General features: G+C 50.0%; 23 protein-coding genes. 11 read left to right on the top strand and 12 right to left on the bottom strand.

Features of this window, described 5'->3' with window-relative positions:
- Positions 1 to 229 precede the first annotated feature (229 nt).
- Complete coding sequence (locus CEK71_RS14805; RefSeq protein ID WP_088620108.1) at positions 230 to 1,735, top strand: phytoene desaturase family protein; 1,506 nt, start codon at positions 230 to 232, stop codon at positions 1,733 to 1,735.
- 110 nt (positions 1,736 to 1,845) lie between these two features.
- Here CEK71_RS14805 and CEK71_RS14800 read toward each other — a convergent pair whose 3' ends face one another.
- From CEK71_RS14800 to CEK71_RS14780, 5 genes are read right to left on the bottom strand one after another with little or no spacing between them, the layout of a single operon-like run.
- Positions 1,846 to 2,037 carry a CPXCG motif-containing cysteine-rich protein gene (locus CEK71_RS14800; RefSeq protein WP_088620107.1) on the bottom strand — a complete coding sequence of 64 codons (192 nt, stop codon included), beginning with the start codon at positions 2,035 to 2,037 and terminating at the stop codon, positions 1,846 to 1,848.
- A 57-nt stretch (positions 2,038 to 2,094) separates the two neighbouring features.
- On the bottom strand, positions 2,095 to 3,057 hold the full coding sequence (locus CEK71_RS14795) for a sigma-54 interaction domain-containing protein (protein ID WP_088620106.1): 963 nt from the start codon (positions 3,055 to 3,057) through the stop codon (positions 2,095 to 2,097).
- Positions 3,058 to 3,065: 8 nt separating this feature from the next.
- On the bottom strand, positions 3,066 to 3,794 hold the full coding sequence (locus tag CEK71_RS14790; protein WP_088620105.1) for a sulfite exporter TauE/SafE family protein: 729 nt from the start codon (positions 3,792 to 3,794) through the stop codon (positions 3,066 to 3,068).
- 49 nt (positions 3,795 to 3,843) lie between these two features.
- Positions 3,844 to 4,581 carry an orotidine-5'-phosphate decarboxylase gene (gene pyrF, locus CEK71_RS14785; RefSeq protein ID WP_088620104.1) on the bottom strand — a complete coding sequence of 246 codons (738 nt, stop codon included), beginning with the start codon at positions 4,579 to 4,581 and terminating at the stop codon, positions 3,844 to 3,846.
- A 37-nt stretch (positions 4,582 to 4,618) separates the two neighbouring features.
- On the bottom strand, positions 4,619 to 4,864 hold the full coding sequence (locus CEK71_RS14780; protein WP_157679278.1) for a hypothetical protein: 246 nt from the start codon (positions 4,862 to 4,864) through the stop codon (positions 4,619 to 4,621).
- A 407-nt stretch (positions 4,865 to 5,271) separates the two neighbouring features.
- Here CEK71_RS14780 and CEK71_RS24165 point away from each other — a divergent pair, with 407 nt between their 5' ends.
- Positions 5,272 to 5,610, top strand: a complete 339-nt coding sequence (locus CEK71_RS24165; protein ID WP_088620102.1) for a transposase — start codon at positions 5,272 to 5,274, stop codon at positions 5,608 to 5,610.
- Positions 5,611 to 5,973: 363 nt separating this feature from the next.
- On the opposite strand, the gene CEK71_RS14770 is transcribed toward CEK71_RS24165, so the two are convergent.
- Positions 5,974 to 6,723, bottom strand: a complete 750-nt coding sequence (locus tag CEK71_RS14770) for a glucose 1-dehydrogenase (RefSeq protein ID WP_088620101.1) — start codon at positions 6,721 to 6,723, stop codon at positions 5,974 to 5,976.
- Positions 6,724 to 6,835: 112 nt separating this feature from the next.
- On the opposite strand from CEK71_RS14770, the gene CEK71_RS14765 reads away from it, so the two are divergent.
- On the top strand, positions 6,836 to 7,171 hold the full coding sequence (locus tag CEK71_RS14765) for an ArsR/SmtB family transcription factor (RefSeq protein ID WP_088620100.1): 336 nt from the start codon (positions 6,836 to 6,838) through the stop codon (positions 7,169 to 7,171).
- 106 nt (positions 7,172 to 7,277) lie between these two features.
- Here CEK71_RS14765 and CEK71_RS14760 read toward each other — a convergent pair whose 3' ends face one another.
- The 3 genes from CEK71_RS14760 to CEK71_RS14750 form a co-directional block, all read right to left on the bottom strand.
- The gene (locus CEK71_RS14760; RefSeq protein ID WP_088620099.1) at positions 7,278 to 7,772 is read right to left on the bottom strand and encodes a hypothetical protein; all 495 of its coding nucleotides are present in this window, start codon (positions 7,770 to 7,772) and stop codon (positions 7,278 to 7,280) included.
- 128 nt (positions 7,773 to 7,900) lie between these two features.
- A complete protein-coding gene (locus CEK71_RS14755) occupies positions 7,901 to 8,638 on the bottom strand; it encodes an N-acetylmuramoyl-L-alanine amidase family protein (RefSeq protein WP_088620098.1) in 738 nt (245 codons plus the stop codon).
- 12 nt (positions 8,639 to 8,650) lie between these two features.
- Positions 8,651 to 9,025, bottom strand: a complete 375-nt coding sequence (locus tag CEK71_RS14750; RefSeq protein WP_088620097.1) for a lysozyme inhibitor LprI family protein — start codon at positions 9,023 to 9,025, stop codon at positions 8,651 to 8,653.
- A gap of 276 nt (positions 9,026 to 9,301) precedes the next feature.
- On the opposite strand from CEK71_RS14750, the gene CEK71_RS14745 reads away from it, so the two are divergent.
- A complete protein-coding gene (locus tag CEK71_RS14745; RefSeq protein WP_088620096.1) occupies positions 9,302 to 9,550 on the top strand; it encodes a hypothetical protein in 249 nt (82 codons plus the stop codon).
- 140 nt (positions 9,551 to 9,690) lie between these two features.
- Here the strand turns inward: CEK71_RS14745 and CEK71_RS14740 are convergent, their stop codons facing one another.
- Positions 9,691 to 10,935 (bottom strand): HD-GYP domain-containing protein, encoded by a 1,245-nt coding sequence (locus CEK71_RS14740; RefSeq protein WP_088620095.1) that lies wholly within the window; start codon positions 10,933 to 10,935, stop codon positions 9,691 to 9,693.
- A gap of 577 nt (positions 10,936 to 11,512) precedes the next feature.
- Between CEK71_RS14740 and nifB the strand changes: the two genes are divergently transcribed.
- The 7 genes from nifB to CEK71_RS14705 all read left to right on the top strand — a co-directional run bounded on the left by nifB (position 11,513) and on the right by CEK71_RS14705 (position 16,386).
- A complete protein-coding gene (gene nifB / locus CEK71_RS14735) occupies positions 11,513 to 13,003 on the top strand; it encodes a nitrogenase cofactor biosynthesis protein NifB (protein ID WP_088620094.1) in 1,491 nt (496 codons plus the stop codon).
- A gap of 114 nt (positions 13,004 to 13,117) precedes the next feature.
- Positions 13,118 to 13,396 (top strand): 4Fe-4S dicluster domain-containing protein, encoded by a 279-nt coding sequence (locus CEK71_RS14730; RefSeq protein WP_088620093.1) that lies wholly within the window; start codon positions 13,118 to 13,120, stop codon positions 13,394 to 13,396.
- Between the two features lie 10 nt (positions 13,397 to 13,406).
- Positions 13,407 to 13,829, top strand: a complete 423-nt coding sequence (locus CEK71_RS14725) for an ArsC/Spx/MgsR family protein (RefSeq protein ID WP_088620092.1) — start codon at positions 13,407 to 13,409, stop codon at positions 13,827 to 13,829.
- Positions 13,822 to 15,105 (top strand): FprA family A-type flavoprotein, encoded by a 1,284-nt coding sequence (locus CEK71_RS14720; protein ID WP_088620091.1) that lies wholly within the window; start codon positions 13,822 to 13,824, stop codon positions 15,103 to 15,105. Before CEK71_RS14725 ends, CEK71_RS14720 begins: the two co-directional genes overlap by 8 nt.
- A 39-nt stretch (positions 15,106 to 15,144) precedes the next feature.
- On the top strand, positions 15,145 to 15,432 hold the full coding sequence (locus tag CEK71_RS14715; protein WP_088620090.1) for a 2Fe-2S iron-sulfur cluster-binding protein: 288 nt from the start codon (positions 15,145 to 15,147) through the stop codon (positions 15,430 to 15,432).
- Positions 15,433 to 15,457: 25 nt separating this feature from the next.
- Positions 15,458 to 15,808: a 2Fe-2S iron-sulfur cluster-binding protein gene (locus CEK71_RS14710; protein ID WP_088620089.1), complete on the top strand. Its 351-nt coding sequence runs from the start codon at positions 15,458 to 15,460 to the stop codon at positions 15,806 to 15,808.
- A 2-nt stretch (positions 15,809 to 15,810) separates the two neighbouring features.
- Positions 15,811 to 16,386, top strand: coding sequence for a nitrogen fixation protein NifQ (locus CEK71_RS14705; RefSeq protein WP_088620088.1), 576 nt, complete (start codon positions 15,811 to 15,813; stop codon positions 16,384 to 16,386).
- Positions 16,387 to 16,529: 143 nt separating this feature from the next.
- Here CEK71_RS14705 and CEK71_RS14700 read toward each other — a convergent pair whose 3' ends face one another.
- Entirely contained in the window at positions 16,530 to 16,871 is a 342-nt protein-coding gene (locus CEK71_RS14700; RefSeq protein WP_088620087.1) for a zinc ribbon domain-containing protein YjdM, read from the bottom strand.
- 269 nt (positions 16,872 to 17,140) lie between these two features.
- Entirely contained in the window at positions 17,141 to 17,773 is a 633-nt protein-coding gene (locus tag CEK71_RS14695; protein ID WP_088620086.1) for a pyridoxamine 5'-phosphate oxidase family protein, read from the bottom strand.
- Positions 17,774 to 17,778: the final 5 nt, after the last annotated feature.

Raw genomic sequence — 17,778 nt, 5'->3', positions numbered from 1 at the left:
TCAGGGGGACAACGCCCCTCCCCCTGCGAAGGGGGAGGCTGGGAGGGGGTTGCTGTAATTTCGTCTGTTCAACAGATTTTATTTTATGAACGTTCCTTAAGGCCATCGTGCAAAGGCTAAAGACCTTTGCACGCCACGCTATATCGCCTAATGCGTGGCGGCGACCGTATTATCCGCCCCAAATACCACAAAAACCAAATTACTGTCCTAACCGCATAGAGAGCCTTGCATGAAAAGCACCCAGAAACCCCATGTCGTTGTTATCGGAGCCGGGCTAGGTGGCCTGTCAGCCGCCATTTCCTTGGCGACGGAAGGCTTTAGTGTCGATTTGCTGGAAAAAAATGATAAAGTCGGCGGTAAGCTGAATGTGTTGGAAAAAGACGGCTTTTCTTTCGACTTAGGGCCCTCCATTTTAACCATGCCGCATATCTTCCGCGCCCTGTTCAGCCGGGCGGGCAAAGAGATGGCGGATTACGTCAATATCCAAACCGTAGAGCCGCATTGGCGGAATTTTTTCCCTGACGGCAGCACCTTAGATTTAAGTGCCGACCCGTCGGTCATGGCGCAGGAGTTGGCGAAGCTCGGCGACAATAGCGCCGAAGAGTTCGCGCAATTTCTCGCCTATTCCAAACAACTGTGCGATGTCACCGAAGCGGGCTATTTTGCCCACGGCTTAGATTCGTTTTGGGAATTGCTCAGCCATTATGGGCCGCTGAAAAGCTTGCAAGCATTTGATGTGTTCCGCTCTATGGATCAAGGGGTCAGGCGCTTTATCAAAAACCCTAAATTGGTCGATGTGCTGAATTATTTTATAAAATATGTCGGCTCTTCGCCTTACGATGCCCCCGCCCTCATGAACTTATTGCCTTATATCCAGTTCGGCTATGGTTTATGGTACATCCAAGGCGGCATGTACAGCATGGCGCAAGGTTTGCAAAAACTGGCGCTAGAATTAGGGGTCACTATCCGCGTCAATACCGAAGTCACCGCCATTGAACATGCCGCCGGACGTGCCAGCGGGGTACGCTTGCAAGACGGGCAGTTATTAGCCGCCGATATTGTCGTCTCCAATATGGAAGTGCTGCCGGCATACCAAAAATTAATGGCTAACCAAGAACAAGAAATCCGCCGCATCGCCAAATTCGCCCCCAGTTGCTCAGGGCTGGTGCTGCATTTGGGTGTAGACCGCATCTACAGCCAGCTCGCACACCATAACTTCTTTTATTCCGACCAGCCCCGTGAGCATTTTAAAGCCATTTTCCACGACCACCAGCTCTCGGAAGACCCGACCATTTATCTGGTCGCCCCGTGCAAAAGTGATCCTGGCCAAGCCCCCGCAGGTTGCGAGATTATTAAAATCTTGCCGCATATCCCCCATATCGACCCCAACAAACCCTTAACCGCCGAGGACTACCACGCCATGCGCGAACGGGTCTTGCTGAAGCTAGAGCGCATGGGGCTGACGGACTTGCGCCAACATATCGTTTGCGAAGAAAGCTGGACCCCTGTAGATATTCAGGCGAAATACTATTCTAACCAAGGTTCGATTTACGGCGTGGTGGCGGATCGGTTTAAGAATCTGGGCTTTAAAAATGCCCAGCGCAGCAAGGTGTTAAAAAACCTGTACTTTGTCGGCGGTAGCGTCAATCCGGGGGGCGGAATGCCGATGGTGACTTTATCGGGGCAATTGGTGCGCGATAAGATTTTGGCGGATTTGGGTATGGTAGGGAAATAAGAAAAAACTGGCCTTATTGGGGTTCAGTGTCCTTCCGTCATTCCAGCTAGGAGAAATACACGCACAGGCAATGCTGCGCAAGTGCTAAAGCATGGCAATAGCAGCAAAACTCACTCGCTGTCCGAACGCGCCCACAGCTCAATAATCTCGCCGTTATCGGCGCTGGCATAGATTTCTATCGGGCGGCAGCAGACTTGGCAGTCTTCGATATAATCCTGCTCGTCAATGGAGGTGTCGACCAATATGTCGAGGTTTTCGCCGCAGTAAGGGCATTGGATGAGGGCGGATTGGAGCTGGGGCATATAGAGGCGATGGGGTATAGGGGCGCAAAAAAGGTTTGCGCCCCCTAAAGCGGGCGGTCAGTTGGCGGTAAAGCCGTGTTTGTGCATCCGGTATAGCAAAGTGTCGCGGCTTAGGCCCAGTAGTTTGGCGGATTGGCTACGGTTGCCCTTAGTGCGGCTGAGGGCTTGGTTGATTAAGTCCGCTTCTAACGAATCTAACTGCAAGCCGGTTTCCGGTAAGATAAAGCCGGTATTTTTGCCGGGGTTAGCCTGGGGATTAACGCGGAACTCGCTAGGCAGGTTATCTATTTCAATCGTCCGGCCCGACAGCAGAATGCTGAGACGCTCGCACAAGTTACGCAATTCGCGGATATTGCCGGGCCATTTATACGCTTTTAAGACTTTTAAGGCCGGTTTGCTGAATTGCGGCGGCTTAATGCCATGCTGGGCGGCAAACTGCTTTAGGAAGTGTTTGATCAGATGCTCAATGTCTTCGCTACGTTTTGCCAGGGGTGGCAGTTCTATCGGCACGACATTGAGGCGGTAATATAAATCTTGGCGGAACTCTCCCGCTTTGATTTGGTCATTTAAGTCAGAGTTGGTGGCGGCAATGACGCGGACATTGACTTTATACGCCGTGGTTTCGCCCACAGGCAGACATTCGCCGGAGTCCAAAAAGCGCAACAGTTTGCCTTGCACCACTAAGGGCAGCGAGTTGATCTCGTCCAAGAATAGCGTGCCGCCGTCGGCGGCTTGGAACAAACCGGGCGAATTGGCGGTAGCCCCAGTAAACGCGCCTTTTTTATGGCCGAACAGTTCGGACTCGATCAGGCCTTCCGGCAAGGCCGCGCAGTTGATGGCGACAAATTTTTTCGTGGCGCGGGGGCTGGCCTTTTGGATGGCCGAAGCCAAAACTTCTTTGCCGGTGCCTGTTTCACCTTTGATTAAAATGGTGACATCGGTGGCGGCGGCAATTCTGGCACTGCGGATTAAGGAATCGAGTTCAGGCGATTGGCCGATAATAGCACTAAAATGATCCATGACGACCTCTAATGTAAAGCTGAATGGTTGGTTATTGCCAAAGGGTTTAACCAAGGCAACGCCGCTAACAAGGCCAGGACGATCATAAATAACCCAACCGCTTGTTTAAAGCGCTGCATTCGGGATAGCCGTGTCAGTATTCCTGTCATTATACCTACTCCCATGACGGCGGGTAAAGTACCTAAACCAAATGCCAGCATAGTTAACGCGCTTTTGCTGACATCGCCTGCGGTCGCCGCCAGTGCTAAAGCCGCATAAACCAGCCCGCACGGTAGCCAACCCCACACCATGCCGAATAAAAAAGCATGGCTGCGGGTCTTGACCGGAATGAGTTTGCGCCCGAACGGCTCAATTTTCCGCCATAGGTGCATCCCGGCTTTTTCGATATAGGCAAAACGCGGGAACCAGCCAGCGATATAAAGGCCCGCCCCCGCCATAACCAGCGCCGATAAAATCTGCAACAGCCGATGGCCGTGGATTTCGCCCATTTGCAGGATGGCCAGCGATTGGATCAGCCCCGCTAAAGCCCCGGCAATGGTGTAGCTGGTGATGCGCCCTAGGTTGTAATTAAAGACAAACGGCAACAGCAGGGCTTTTTTATGGCGGATTTCCGGGCTGAGGCTTAAGGTCAAGGTGCCGATGATCGACCCGCACATGCTGATGCAGTGCAGGCTACTGACCAGCCCCATGATAAAAGCCACCAGATAGGAACTGGTAAAAGCGGGGTCAAAGTGCATACAAATCCCGCCGCACTACCGAGTCAATAGTTAACATGTTATTATTATTTTAAGGGTTTGCAGTCGCCAAGACGCTGAGAATCTGCGCTTGGATGGTCTCCGCCATGGCTTTACGGTCAGCCGCGTCACGGATGGGGCGGCCTACGACGATATAGTCCGCGCCGCCTTCAAAGGCCATTTCGACACTGACCACGCGTTTTTGGTCTTCTTCTTCGCGGTTATCGACCGGACGGATGCCGGGGGTGATGACCAATAAACGTTGGCCCAGTTGCTCCCTAATCATGGCGGCCTCCAGGCCTGACGAGACGATGCCGTCACAGCCTAACTGTAAGGCGCGTTTGGCACGGGACAGCACCAGCTCGCGGATATCGCATTGGAAGCCCAAATCGTCCAGGTCGCCCCGGTCAAGGCTAGTTAAGGCCGTGACCGCCAAGACTTTCAGGTCGCCTTTGGCTTGCGCGGCGGCTTCCATAATGGCATCGTTGCCGTGGATGGTCGCCAAATCCACGCCTTTGCTGCTTAAGGCCTTAATGGCGCGGCCCACGGTAGCGGGAATGTCGAAAAACTTCAAATCGACAAAGACTTTTTTGTTGCGTTGCTTAAGCCATTCAATAAAGCCGAAATAATCGCCGGACATGAACAGCTCCATGCCGACTTTATAAAACACCACCGAATCGCCCAGCTCTTCAACCAAGGCTTGGGCTTCGGGGATACTGGACACATCCAAAGCCATAATCAGGCGTTCACGGACGGGGATGGGCTTGGTGGACAAAAATACTGGCGACATAATGTTTAACTGATGTTACGCAGACGTTTTCTGCGGTTTAAAAATAAATAATGAGTCGCTGTCGCGACGGCTTTTTAATCGGGTTCTCGCACCCGAAGGCGAGATACTTTCTTTTGCTCCGCCAAAAGAAAGTATCCAAAGAAAAGGCGGCCCGGTTGCCGCTTGATCCTGCGCTTCTCGGTTTTGTCGGGGGTCGGCGCATCGCCGACAAGCCCGTCGCCGTTGCAAAGCCTTGATTGCAGATCAGGTAGTCTGTGTAGAGTTCTATTTTTTCTTTTTCCATCCGTCAATGATACTCTTTTTGGGATGGGGTGCGTAACATCAGTTAAATAAGATATGCGATGCGTACTAATATAGAATCTAAAGCCAGTTAAACTACATAAGCCTGCCACCAACAAAAATCCCATCATTAATTCATGCGTTTATGCCAGCTTCGCCCCCTATCATAGTCGACGCGGACAAATATTGCGGATTCCCCCTATCACTTTATAAAAAATGCTGTGATAATCGAAAAACGAAGTTTATGACCATTTGCAATATATAGCCACATAATTCAGTATTTTGCTGTTTCAATAAGGAACGTGCATAAATTCATTTCGTCAACAGGCAGATTGATGCAACATATTGTGGCCTAAATAAACCTTAACCGACTAAGGCTACGGCTGGACGGTCAAAGGCCAACGCGCCTGGATCAGTTCCAACTCGCCGGGGCTGGCGAAAGTGTCGTTTTTCGGGGCGTATCTCTACAACCGCGCCCAAGTGCGGCTTTTCCCCGCCACCAAAGCCAACGGGGACGCGACAGTGGAAGTCCTCCGGCGGATCAGGGCGTGCTTTGCCGCCACCGACCACATCACCCTCATTTGGGGCAACGCCTCCTACCACCGCGGCCGCCAAGTCAGACAGGCGGCGCAGGAACTGGGCATCACCCTGATGCCGTTGCCGCCCTACAGCCCCAACTTCATGCCCGTCGAACATGTCTGGCAATGGTTCCGCGAGGATGTCCACTTACCACGCCTGTTACGACGATGAAAGCAAACTGATCGCCCAGGCCGAGGTTTTTGAGGAAGCCATCAACGCAAACCCTTGAGTTGGCCGACCGCCTTTGGACTAAAACGTCCATAGACCCGGATGAGGAGAAACTGCGATGTTCGGGTAAGCGCAGGTAGTTTGCCAAACGAAAGCTACAGGTTTCAATATGATTAAAGTTTAGTGCAATATCTCAGACAAGCTCTAACCCAGTAATTTCAGACATTGTGAGGACAAATTTATCTGGCAAGACCCATAAGCACGGTTATTTTGAAACGGGAGCCCGTGTTGCCAAGAAAATGGATTCGCCATACTAGCAATTGTCGGCGCTATTGCATAACTGCTCCAGTCTAGTTGGACTGGGTTTTAAACCGCGACAATACCGCCATCGACATATAAATCAATGCCGGCAATATAACTGCTGTCAGAAGAAGCCAAGAAGAGCACGGCCTGGGCGATTTCTTCTGGGTGGCCAAAACGGCCTAAAGGCACCAACCCTGCCATAGCCGTTCCCATAGCATCGGTCTGTTCTACCGACAGGCCCATCTTGTCAAAAATCGGGGTTTCAATAGGGCCAGGACTAACGACATTAACACGAATTTTGCGGGCTTTTAATTCTACCGTCCAAGTGCGTGCAAAAGACCGTACGGCGGCTTTGGTAGCGGAATACACACCAAAGCCCTCAAAACCCTTTGCATTCACAATCGACGAGTTGAGGATGACCGAAGCACCGTCCACCAGCAACGGTAAGGCCTTTTGCACAGTAAACAATAAGCCCTTGACATTAATGTCGAAGTGCTTGTCAAAATGCGCTTCGGTCACGGCACCAATCGGGGACAATTCAGCTATGCCCGCATTAGCAAAAACGATGTCAATATGGCCAAATTTAGTTTTGACCTCGGCATAGAGCTTATCAAGGTCGGCCAATATTGACACGTCACCTTGGACACCAACGGCATTATGACCAATTTCAGCAACAGCCGCCTCGAGTTCCGCTTGCCTACGCCCAGTGACAATGACGGTAGCGCCCTCTTGGGCAAATAACTTAGCGGTCGCTAAGCCAATACCACTGTTGCCGCCAGTGATAACCGCGATTTTTCCGGAAAGCTTGCTCATAAAACACCCCTATAGATTGAAAGATTAGATTACCGCAATGAATTGATTAATTCATTAGTTCGGAATTATGGAACTATTAAGCGATGCTGTCAAGTGTGGTATGATCCGCTCTATGAGAACCCCTTATCACCCACCTATAGAAGACGTCACTGTCGAAGGCATCTTACATGCCTTTTCTGATCCTGTGCGTATAGAAATCTACGCTGATCTGGCCACTGCGGAATGCGCTAAAAACTGTTCGACGTTTTTAACCATTCAAAAGCGGTTATTGCCTAAATCCACCTTATCCCAACATTTTCGTATCTTGCGCGAAGCAGGTCTGATCCGTAGCGAGCGCAAAGGCGTGGAATTAATCAACTCAACACGTTGTGCTGAACTGAAAGAGCGGTTTGGGCCTATGATTCTGGCTATTATTGAAGCTTACGCGCAACAGCAGAAAGCAGTGTAGGCCATTGTGACAATACAATACGTTCAACATAACGTAAAAATTTGCTTTGGAGCGGTTATCTGGGCTTTCCTAGCGTTTCAATATAGCCGTACTTGATGGATAAGGCTTAGTTGAAAAACGCCTTAAGATACTTCCGAAATAGCCCGATTTGCTGTTTGATTGCCGTTTTTACCTTAACGCTGAGCTTGTAGAGAGCGGAATTATGCACCAGCTCATGCGCCCATTGCAGCAGGCCGACAATAGTGCTGTACAGCTTAGCGAACCATACAAAAGTGAGCAAGGCGGGGCGCACTAGTTTGAATACCCGTGCCACTAAAAGGGTACCCAATAATTTGGCGGCAATCTCCAGAAGAATACCTTCTAAAATAGCCCCGTGGGTCAGCAGAAAGAGCGCGAACAGATTGATAGGGGTGACTATCAGCACGGGCACTAATAAAGCTAACATGGCTTGTGATGGTGGTGCGGCCATCAGCCATTGGTCGAACCGCTCCAAATTGAGTATCCGGGCTAACCATTGTCCGGTTGCGGTAAGGATATCCCATAACCATTCTTCAAAAATGACCAGAACGGCTAACAGGGTTAGCAAGAGTTTTTTCAGCATAACGATGTCCTTAATGGGATAGGCTGTTAGAAAGGGGTATAAAAACCTGCACGGCCTGGTGGATAAAACGCCCGCGACCCAAGGCTTGTACCGCCTAGCCTTTGTCCGTGTTATTCCGTGTCCGTTTCTTAGTGGGATGGCGGCAGGACACCACACGCCGACAGGCCTTTGGCGACCGCTACCGCCATTTGCTGGCGGACTTGCGGTTTGGTGATGTTGTCTTCGTCTTGGCGGTTAGCAATAACCGCCGCTTCTAATAAGACCGCAGGCATAACCGTCGCTTTTAGCACCACTAGATTGTCGTAATAAAATACGCCGTTAATTTGGTCTGCCCAGGATTTATTTTCGCCTTCAATCGCTTCGGCATGATGTTGGGAAGGATAAAAGCCTGCTTGTCGCAAGGATTTGCCCAATGCCGAGGCGCACCGCAGACTCTCGGCGACATGGGGATTTTTTCTGGAGACAAATAAAGAAAATCCGGCGGCATGGTCAGTATGCTGTAACGTTTTACCTTCCCATTGCCAAGGCCTAAAGTAGCGTGGTTGCGCGGAGTCATGGTGTACGGACAAGAAAAAATCCGCCCCTGCGGCATTGGCAAGTTGTGGCCTTTGCAGCAAATCTGCCATCATACCATCATGGCCTATTTTAATGACCTGCACCCCTTGTGCTGCCAGAAAATTGCTGAAAATGGTGGCCAGTGCGGCGTTAAAATCAAACTCAGGTTTACCGGACGCACTGGTCGCCCCCGAATGGGCGATGGAATGCCCGGCATCAATCGCCACAATAGGCGGCTTCGCAAAGCTTGGCAAGACGGGTAACAGGGTTAAGCCAAGTACACATAAGCCGTAAGGACATTTTATCAGCATAGGGGAGAGTACTTACAACTTGCTATTTTGGCAACCGGAGCTGGTGCATTCGCGGAGACGGTCTTGCAAAAAGCGCAAGCGATCAACCGTCGTTTTGGTAGCGCAATCCAAATTAACAAAAAATTCCCCTTCCTGATGGTGTGAACATTGGTTGCTGCGGCTGGATATCCAGTCTAATTCCCCGGCTTTTAACGCCTCTTTGCCTGCCGCGTTCAATTGCCCTCTCAGTTTTTTATAGACATCATTTAACTCTTGGTCGGCCGCCAAATAAATTTTGTCAAGGCAATAGATGCCCTCAAAATCGTTAGTCGGCTTATCGCAAGTGGCGTATGCCTGATGGGCAAGTAAGGGCAGGATCAGCAACGCAAGCAGGGCAATCTTGTTCATACAATAGACCTTAAGTAGTAGGTGAGGGGGGCGGAAAGGCTATTATCAGCCAATAACTACCGTTTTAGCTAATCATTTTCACCATCCGGCTGGGAGAACAGTACCGGAAGACCTTTGATAAAAGGCCGGACAGCAAATGCCCCCCCTAACCATCAACCAACATAAGTCACCAGACAGCTAAGACCCCAGCAGTCCTCTTATGGATAAAAATAGTGCCGAATGTTAAGCTTTGCCAAAAACGCTTAGCCTCTTTAAAAAACTTCAATAGGTGTAATAATGCAAATCCACATTGACGACGACATTTTCCGCGAATTTGAATATATGCTGAAACTCCATAAACGTAGCGGCAAGCCCGTATTGGCGGATACGGCGGAAGACCTAATCCGCTACGCCTTGCTCACTATAGCTAATGGCAGTAAGAGACCGGACTCCTGGGAGCGTGAAGTCACGAAAAGGCTAGGCCTAATTGCCGACCACGACACCCACGACAGTTATCGCGGCCCCTCTGGAAGGTTTGGCTATTAAGCAGACCTTAAGAGGGACAAGGACGCTTAACAAAACTGCCAAGCCAAGATAAAACCCCATAGCACTTTTTGCTTGATGGGTTTTTTATAACCACGGCGCGGCAGTAAAGCTTGGCGGTCAGCGTATCCGCAGCCAAACATTTACATCGGCTTATTTTTTGTCACCAGTTCCGCCAAAATATAGTCACGCAGGTCATCATCGACACTGTTAACCTCAAGCACCTTACTGATCAACAATATCGGCTTACCTTCCTTATCCCTGAATTTATCAAGGTTAATGGCTTTGGGCGGATGGCGCAGTTCACCCGTCGGATCACGGATAATCATCACTGTCGGCAATAAGTGATTGTCCTGCCGCATACCGATAACGATGCCCGTAGAGCCATTGTTCAGTAGCACAACACTACCGATCGGATAAATCCCTAAGCATTTGATAAGGCCTTCGACCAAGCCAGCGTCAAAACAGCTATCACGCAGGGCATAAATGGCCTTTAGCGCATCAGAACTGGATAATTGCAGCTTAGGGTTAGGATTATTGGTCAGCCTTTCATACTCATTAATAATGCCGATTATTTTCGCCATTAGCGTAATTTCAGTCTCTTTTAGGCCACGCGGATAGCCATTGCCGTCTATTCTTTCGTGGTGTGAATGGGCCACTTCGGCCACTTCGGCAGGCAGCTCAGTAATTTTACGCAGCATGTCCGCGCCGTATTGGGTGTGCAGTTGCAATTGGGCAATTTCTTCCGCAGTCAACTCATCAGGCTTTTTGTCAACAATCGTTTTAGGCAGCATTATTTCGCCGACATCATGCAGTAAAGCCGCCGTGCTTAAAGTAGCCAGTTGCTCCGGGTTAAACGCCAAATAACGGCCAAATAGCGTCGCGTAAATACAGGTGTTAACGCTATGTTTGGCGGAATGCTGATGCTTTGAGCGCAGGTTGCTTAACAACACCAAGGCATTAGGATTGTGCATAATATTGCCGATGACACTTTGCACACAAGATTTAACTTCGGGTATGGCAATGTAGTTATTGAGGCGAAACTCCGTCAGGACTTTGTTTAAGGAACCGGAGACGTTGTCATAAACCGATTTCGCTTGCGCCATGTCCTCATAAAAGCGGGCTTTTTGGTCTTGCGGGGCGGCGGTGGGCGGCGGCGGTGTGCCGTTAAGGCGGCCTGTCGACGGCTTAAAGGCTTCAAAGGATACTAAGGGCGAACTTTGCTCTTCATCTATCTTAACGGTTTTGCAAAAGGTTTGCAGTTGCTCTATTTGATGATTGTTTTCAATGCGGAAACCTTGGAATAAAAAAGAGGTTTCCAGCCAAGGCCGGTCAAGACGAGCCACATACATGCCAATTACCAATTTTTTTGTATCAATTTCAATCATAGCAAATTCAATAATGAGTAGTAGAGTAAAAACGGCTTAGCCGTTTAAGATACAGCAAACCTAGCAGCTCTTGCCCCTGCTGTTTTTTTGTTTACGGGAAACCTAAAAAGCATCGGCACCATTTAGAAAACACCCTATAAATCTTATAGGCGGCGGCTGTAGCGTTTAGTTCTGTAGGTAAAGGCACATTATATTTCAAAAACCGCTAAAACCGCTATCTATATGCGTCTTTGCCATTTAGCCCCTAAATATCACTTAAACAAGCCGCCATTACTGGGCAAAACCTAGTGCTTGCATAGGGCTAAGGCTGTCGGCAATAAGCTGAAACCATCCAACTTTATGGCACTGTTAAACGCGTAAGCTTTTGATAGCCGACTTGCGGGCTAAGCTTGCCCAGAGTGCATTGTGCCATTCACGACAAAACTTTAATAGATGGCTGTCATATTTAGGACAATCTCTTATTGAACGTGCAGAAAACAAAAAATAATTAAATAAAATCATTAGCTTAAAATATTTTTCGACTTTGGCACGGCGTATGCTTTGACCTATCGTAAATACATTTCACGAGGTCATTATCATGCAATTGCCCGTCTTAAACGAAGCCCCTGCGGCTAAAAGTGGTTGTTCTGCCAGTTCTTGCGGTACTACCGAAAATCAAATGGATGCACTGCCCGATTCAATCCGCGAGAAGGTGCAAAACCACCCCTGCTACTCCGAAGATGCCCATCACTATTTTGCGCGTATGCACGTTGCGGTAGCACCTGCTTGTAATATCCAATGCCATTATTGTAACCGCAAATACGATTGTGCTAACGAATCGCGTCCAGGTGTGGTGTCAGAATTGCTAACCCCCGATCAGGCCGTTAAAAAAACTATGGCCGTAGCGGCAACCATTCCGCAAATGACCGTGTTAGGTATTGCCGGCCCCGGCGATCCGTTAGCCAATCCAGAGCGTACGTTTGAGACTTTCCGTCGCTTAAGCGAAGAAGCACCGGACATTAAATTGTGCGTCTCCACCAATGGCTTGGCCTTGCCTGATGCCGTAGAGGAGTTGTCCAAACACAATATCGACCATGTCACCATTACCATCAACTGCGTAGACCCTGAAATCGGCGCGAAAATTTATCCGTGGATTTACTGGAATAACCGCCGCATTAAAGGCAAAAAAGGCGCGAAGATTCTGATTGACCAGCAACAAAAAGGTTTGGAAATGCTGATCGCCAAAGGCATTTTGGTTAAGGTCAACTCAGTGATGATCCCAGGGGTCAATGACCAGCATTTGGCGGAAGTCAGCCGCGTGGTCAAATCTAAGGGCGCATTCTTGCATAACGTTATGCCGCTGATTGCCGAAGCCGAACACGGCACATTTTACGGCGTAATGGGGCAACGTGGCCCGACGCATGACGAATTGCAGGATCTGCAAGATGCCTGCTCCGGTGACATGAACATGATGCGCCACTGCCGCCAATGCCGTGCTGACGCGGTGGGCTTGCTGGGCGAAGACCGGGGCGATGAGTTTACCTTGGATAAGATTGAAGAAATGGAGATTGATTATCAGGCAGCGATGGAAAAACGCAAAGTCATCCATCAAGCAATCCAAGCGGAAATGGACAGCAAGCGTTTGGAAAAGGCCGAGAAATCGACGCAATTTAAAGCCGAACCTAAATTAGCGACCCGTCCGGTGCTGATGGCGGTGGCGACCAGCGGGCAGGGGGTCATTAACGTCCATTTCGGTCATGCCAAAGAGTTTTTGATTTATGAGGCCTCGCCCGATGGTGTGCGTTTTATCAGCCACCGTAAAGCCGACCAATATTGCGGCGGCGACAGCACTTGTGGTGACGGCGAAAGTGTCTTACAGCGGACAGTGCGGACGTTGGAAGGTTGCGAGGCGGTGTTATGCTCCAAAGTCGGTTATGAACCGTGGGAGTTGCTGGAAAACGCCGGCATCATGCCGAACGGCGAACATGCTATGGAGCCTATCGAAGAGGCCGTTATGGCAGTTTACAAAGAAATGGCGGCGGCAGGCAAATTAGACGCTAAACCCGAAGCAATGCGGGCGAGCGCTTAACAGTTAAGTGTACCGTGGGGGGTAACGTTGGGCTGTAGGTTGTTTGGCAGCCCAACATTTTTCCGGCCGCGTACTAGACAAAACTTGGGGTAAACCCAACTTAAGGAGCTGGTTATGGCTGTAAAAATCATAGAGTCTTGCGTGAATTGTTTTGCCTGTGAACCGGTTTGTCCCAGTAAAGCCATTTACGAAGCGAAACCACATTTTAAGGTAAACCCCAACAAATGCACCGAATGTGAAGGGGACTTTCCCGTCTATCAATGCGCGAGCATTTGTCCGATTGAAGGCGCGATTTTAAATGCCCAGGGCGAAGCGGTTAACCCGCCTGGCTCCTTGACCGGAATTCCGCCGGAAAAAATGGCGGAAGCGATGGCCGAGTTGCAATCACACTGAGGATTTGGCAATGGCTACGGTCATTTTCTACGAAAAACCCGGTTGCGCAAGCAACGCGCGGCAAAAGCAAATGCTGGTGGCCGCAGGCCATCAGGTCATTGCCAAAAATCTGCTGACCGAAGCTTGGCGGCCAGAAACGTTACGCGCTTTTTTTACCGGTTTGCCGGTGCGTGATTGGTTTAACTACAGCGCCCCTGCCATCAAAAACCGCGAAATCGATCCGGGTGGCCTCAGTGGCGAAGCTGCCTTGGCCTTTATGGTCGCGCAACCGTTACTGATACGCCGCCCGCTCATGCAGGTCGGCGATACCTTAATGGCGGGGTTTGACTTACCGAAGGTTGACGCTTGGCTAGGCTTAGCCAGTGCCGACACCTCGCAAGACCTGCAAAGCTGTGCCAAAACGGCGGCACAGCCCACCTGCCGCCATGAATAAGCCCCCGATACTCAGCCTCGGCGGTATTCCCCAAGCAGTGGCTTTATCTGAGCGCGTCCATTGGATAGGTGCATTAGACCCGAACTTAAGAACTTTCGACATTATCCTGAAAACCGCCAACGGCACCAGTTATAACGCCTATCTGGTCAGGGGCAGTGCCGGAGTCGCCATTATCGACACGGTGAAGGAAAACTTTGCCGCCGATTTTTTTGCCCGTTTGGAAACCGTTGCCTGTTATGACGAAATCAGCGTCATCGTTTTAAACCACCTGGAACCCGACCACACCGGAGCTTTGCCGGAACTGATGCGCCGCGCCCCGCAAGCCCGCCTGTACATCTCGCAAAAAGCCCAAACCATGGTCAAGGCCTTGCTCAAGCAAGATGACCTTGCTTATACCCCTGTCTTGACGGGCGACAGCGTAACACTGGGCGATAGGACGCTACAATTTTTGCATACCCCCTATCTGCATTGGCCCGATACCCAATGCACTTATTTGCCGGAAGAAAACACCTTATTTTCCGGTGATGTATTCGGCTGCCATTTTTGTGATAACCGCTTGTTTAACGATGAAGTCGGCGACTTCCGCTTCTCGTTTGAATATTACTACGCGCACATCATGCGCCCTTTCAAAGATTATGTGAACCGGGCATTGGATTTGATAGAGCCGTTATTGCCGCTGACCAACATCGCCCCCGCGCATGGGCCGTTACTGCGTGACCGCCCGCACCGCTATGTGCGACGTTACCGCGAACTGTCGCAATCCGCTTTGCACAGCGACATTCACGACGGCGAAAAAACCTTATTGATTTTCTACATCAGTTCTTATGGCAATACGCGGCGGATGGCAGAAGCCATATACGAAGGTGCGATGAGCATAGACCAAGTCCGGGTCTCCTTGTATGACCTGGAAGGTAGCGAACTTGCCCCGTTTGTCGATCTGATCGAAGGGGCCGACGGCATCGTCTTCGGCACCCCCACCATTAACGGCGACGCGGTCAAGCCGGTTTGGGACTTATTGTCATCTTTGGTGGTGATTAACCTCAAATCGAAAGTGGGTGGCGTATTCGGTTCTTACGGCTGGACTGGCGAAGCCGTCAAGATGGTCGAAGACCGCTTACGCGGCCTAAAACTGCGGGTCCCCGTGCCAGGGCTGCGCATAAAACTGATCCCCACCGATGAAGAAATTGAGCTGTGCCGGGGCTTCGGGCGCGAGTTGGCGCAAGAACTTAACGGCTTAAGGCAAAGCAAGGTCATCGATATGGCGGATTTGGCATAGTAACCATAATATTAACAACCTCCCACAGGAGCAACACCCATGGCGAAAGCAACGATTACCTTTGAAGACATTAACATCACTGTCTCCGCACCGGCTGGTACGCGCATTATCGAAATATCCGAAAAAGTTGGCTCAGGCATCACTTATGGTTGCCGCGAAGGCGATTGCGGTACTTGCATTATGAAAGTCACCGATGGCTGGAACAACCTGACCGAGCCGTCAGTACTGGAAGACAAGGTATTACGCGAAAATATGGCGGGCAAACACAACCGCCTAGCCTGCCAAGCCCAAGTGCTGGGCGGCAAAATCTGCGTCAAACCTGTTTGATAACCCTTTACTTAAAGAGAAGATCATGGCCTTAGTTACCTTTTCCAATCCTGAATATAAAGACAAAACCGTTTATGCGGTAGCGGGCAGCCACACCCAAAGCTTATTAAAGCTGGCCCGCGAAAACAAAATCCCCATCGAGTTTGAATGCGAAGACGGCGACTGCGGCACTTGCTTAGTGAAAGTCACCAGCGTCGACAAAAAACCCGGACGCATGGGCGGCCCTTTAACCGAAAAAGAAAAGTCCATTCTGAGACAGCATGGCAAAATCACCAAAGAAGAGCTGGAACAAATGATTGTCGATGACTTACCGTCACCTTGGCGTTTGGCTTGCCAGATGATCGTCAGAGACGAAGACATCTTAGTCGAGTACTAAGCATGTCTGCCCTGCCGCAACGACGAGCTGAAGACCCGGTCTTTGGCGTTTACCAAGACCTGACCACCCGACCTTTACCCACCCCTAACGGCGAGTGGCTAGCTTATATGCTGGCGAGTTGGTGGCAGGGCAAAGGTGCGCTACCGGATTATTTCGGCTTATCGGCAGGGCAATTCAAACACTTAAAACAGCACTATTTTCCTGATGCGGCCTTACCCGAACAAGCCCCATCAGGTATCCCCGTAGATTTCAGCCGGATGCTGGAAAAAGACGATTTGGTCGGCTTATTGGCGCACTACGCCGTTGCCGAGGATAGCGGCATCATCACCGACATCATTGTCGCCGCCTGCCTTGGCAGCGACCATCTCTGGCAAGACATGGGCTTATGGAATAGGGCGCAACTGAGCGCCTTGTTACAGTATAATTTCCCCGACTTGGCGGCAAAAAATACTAAAGATATGAAATGGAAGAAATTCCTCTACAAACAGCTCTGCGAATCTGAAGGGCTGTACTTATGCCGCGTACCCTCTTGCGACCTGTGCATCGACTATAGCAAATGCTATGGTAACGAAAACTAAAGGACATGCATAAAATAATCTTGGCGAGTCTTATCATAAGACTATTTCGCCCTTGGAGCGCGGGCAAGATGCCCGCGCTCCAAGCCCTCATTTGGCTAGGCTTACCCCACATCTTGGGTAAACCAAACAAACAGCCAACAACATCAGATTTTCTTAACAAATTCCGATTTAAGCTTCATCGCGCCAATACCGTCGATTTTGCAGTCGATGTCATGGTCACCGTCAACTAAGCGGATATTTTTGACTTTAGTGCCGACTTTCACGACTAACGACGAACCTTTCACTTTCAAATCTTTAATGACGGTGACGCTATCCCCATCCTGGAGGACATTACCGTTGGCATCTTTAATAACACGGCTGTCGCTGCTGTCTTCAGCGCTGCCGTCTTGCGGCCACTCATGGGCGCATTCAGGGCAGATATACATACTGCCGTCTTCATAAGTGAATTCTGAAGCGCAGGCGGGGCAGGGGGGGAGTGTACTCATGGTGGTTTCTTTACCTTACTGTAAGAGTTTCTTAACCTTGTCGGAGACAAGGTTTATTGAACTGCCCATAATGCCAGATCAGGGCATTTATTGTCTACTTAATCGCAGGAAAAACCAGGATAAATACATATAAATTGACAGAAAAATGAGATGCTAAGGATTATAGTCGCCGGAGCAGGTCAATAATGACGCAAAACCCAACGAAAAATGACTCTAGTTAACCTGAGATAGGGCGGCATTTAGAAAATGCGTTTAATGTCATCATGACATTACCCAATTAAATCACTGCCTGATAAATGTACCATCGCCGCCAACCGCGCATTTAAGTCGGCAATTTCCGCAACTAAAGGCGCAAGCAAGCTATCCACTTCGGGCTTGCTATAACGCGGTGTGATATGTTGCGGACAATTCCAATCGTAGGCCTCGACTTCGATGACAATACCACGCTCTACCCTAGCGCGGTAAGACGGCACTTCTAAACGGGCGAGCAAGCTAGGATCATCCTGCTCATGGACGACACGCACCCTACCCCACAGCTTTAACCGCCTACGGTTGGCATAATCCATAAACAACAGCGAAATACGGTCATTCGCCATAAGATTGCCGACACTAATGTATTGAAGATTACCGCGAAAATCAGCAAAACCGATAGTTCGCCCATCCAGCACTTTTAAAAAACCGACCGGGCCACCGCGATGCTGTACATAAGGCCAACCCGTTTCGGAAACGGTGGCTTGATAAAAACTGTCACGTTGGGCAATAAACGCCATCTCCGCTTCAGTTAAGACATTGCGTTGCTCCTCAGCAACCTCAAAGCGGCTATTTTTGGCTCGGCTACCGTATAAACTCTGAGCCGCTTTCACACTAGGGGTAAACGTTATTTCCGAAAAAGCCATAGCCATCGCTA

Source organism: Methylovulum psychrotolerans, assembly GCF_002209385.1.
GTDB lineage: Bacteria > Pseudomonadota > Gammaproteobacteria > Methylococcales > Methylomonadaceae > Methylovulum > Methylovulum psychrotolerans.
This window is presented reverse-complemented; position numbering and strand designations above follow the sequence as displayed.

Excerpts from the sequence above, each read along its gene's own strand:
- CEK71_RS14805 (WP_088620108.1), top strand. The coding sequence starts at position 230 with ATGAAAAGCACCCAGAAACCCCATGTCGTTGTTATCGGAGCCGGGCTA.
- CEK71_RS14800 (WP_088620107.1), bottom strand. The coding sequence starts at position 2,037 with ATGCCCCAGCTCCAATCCGCCCTCATCCAATGCCCTTACTGCGGCGAA.
- CEK71_RS14795 (WP_088620106.1), bottom strand. The coding sequence starts at position 3,057 with ATGGATCATTTTAGTGCTATTATCGGCCAATCGCCTGAACTCGATTCC.
- CEK71_RS14790 (WP_088620105.1), bottom strand. The coding sequence starts at position 3,794 with ATGCACTTTGACCCCGCTTTTACCAGTTCCTATCTGGTGGCTTTTATC.
- pyrF (WP_088620104.1), bottom strand. The coding sequence starts at position 4,581 with ATGTCGCCAGTATTTTTGTCCACCAAGCCCATCCCCGTCCGTGAACGC.
- CEK71_RS14780 (WP_157679278.1), bottom strand. The coding sequence starts at position 4,864 with ATGGAAAAAGAAAAAATAGAACTCTACACAGACTACCTGATCTGCAAT.
- CEK71_RS14770 (WP_088620101.1), bottom strand. The coding sequence starts at position 6,723 with ATGAGCAAGCTTTCCGGAAAAATCGCGGTTATCACTGGCGGCAACAGT.
- CEK71_RS14765 (WP_088620100.1), top strand. The coding sequence starts at position 6,836 with ATGAGAACCCCTTATCACCCACCTATAGAAGACGTCACTGTCGAAGGC.
- CEK71_RS14760 (WP_088620099.1), bottom strand. The coding sequence starts at position 7,772 with ATGCTGAAAAAACTCTTGCTAACCCTGTTAGCCGTTCTGGTCATTTTT.
- CEK71_RS14755 (WP_088620098.1), bottom strand. The coding sequence starts at position 8,638 with ATGCTGATAAAATGTCCTTACGGCTTATGTGTACTTGGCTTAACCCTG.
- CEK71_RS14750 (WP_088620097.1), bottom strand. The coding sequence starts at position 9,025 with ATGAACAAGATTGCCCTGCTTGCGTTGCTGATCCTGCCCTTACTTGCC.
- CEK71_RS14745 (WP_088620096.1), top strand. The coding sequence starts at position 9,302 with ATGCAAATCCACATTGACGACGACATTTTCCGCGAATTTGAATATATG.
- CEK71_RS14740 (WP_088620095.1), bottom strand. The coding sequence starts at position 10,935 with ATGATTGAAATTGATACAAAAAAATTGGTAATTGGCATGTATGTGGCT.
- nifB (WP_088620094.1), top strand. The coding sequence starts at position 11,513 with ATGCAATTGCCCGTCTTAAACGAAGCCCCTGCGGCTAAAAGTGGTTGT.
- CEK71_RS14730 (WP_088620093.1), top strand. The coding sequence starts at position 13,118 with ATGGCTGTAAAAATCATAGAGTCTTGCGTGAATTGTTTTGCCTGTGAA.
- CEK71_RS14725 (WP_088620092.1), top strand. The coding sequence starts at position 13,407 with ATGGCTACGGTCATTTTCTACGAAAAACCCGGTTGCGCAAGCAACGCG.
- CEK71_RS14720 (WP_088620091.1), top strand. The coding sequence starts at position 13,822 with ATGAATAAGCCCCCGATACTCAGCCTCGGCGGTATTCCCCAAGCAGTG.
- CEK71_RS14715 (WP_088620090.1), top strand. The coding sequence starts at position 15,145 with ATGGCGAAAGCAACGATTACCTTTGAAGACATTAACATCACTGTCTCC.
- CEK71_RS14710 (WP_088620089.1), top strand. The coding sequence starts at position 15,458 with ATGGCCTTAGTTACCTTTTCCAATCCTGAATATAAAGACAAAACCGTT.
- CEK71_RS14705 (WP_088620088.1), top strand. The coding sequence starts at position 15,811 with ATGTCTGCCCTGCCGCAACGACGAGCTGAAGACCCGGTCTTTGGCGTT.
- CEK71_RS14700 (WP_088620087.1), bottom strand. The coding sequence starts at position 16,871 with ATGAGTACACTCCCCCCCTGCCCCGCCTGCGCTTCAGAATTCACTTAT.
- CEK71_RS14695 (WP_088620086.1), bottom strand. The coding sequence starts at position 17,773 with ATGGCTATGGCTTTTTCGGAAATAACGTTTACCCCTAGTGTGAAAGCG.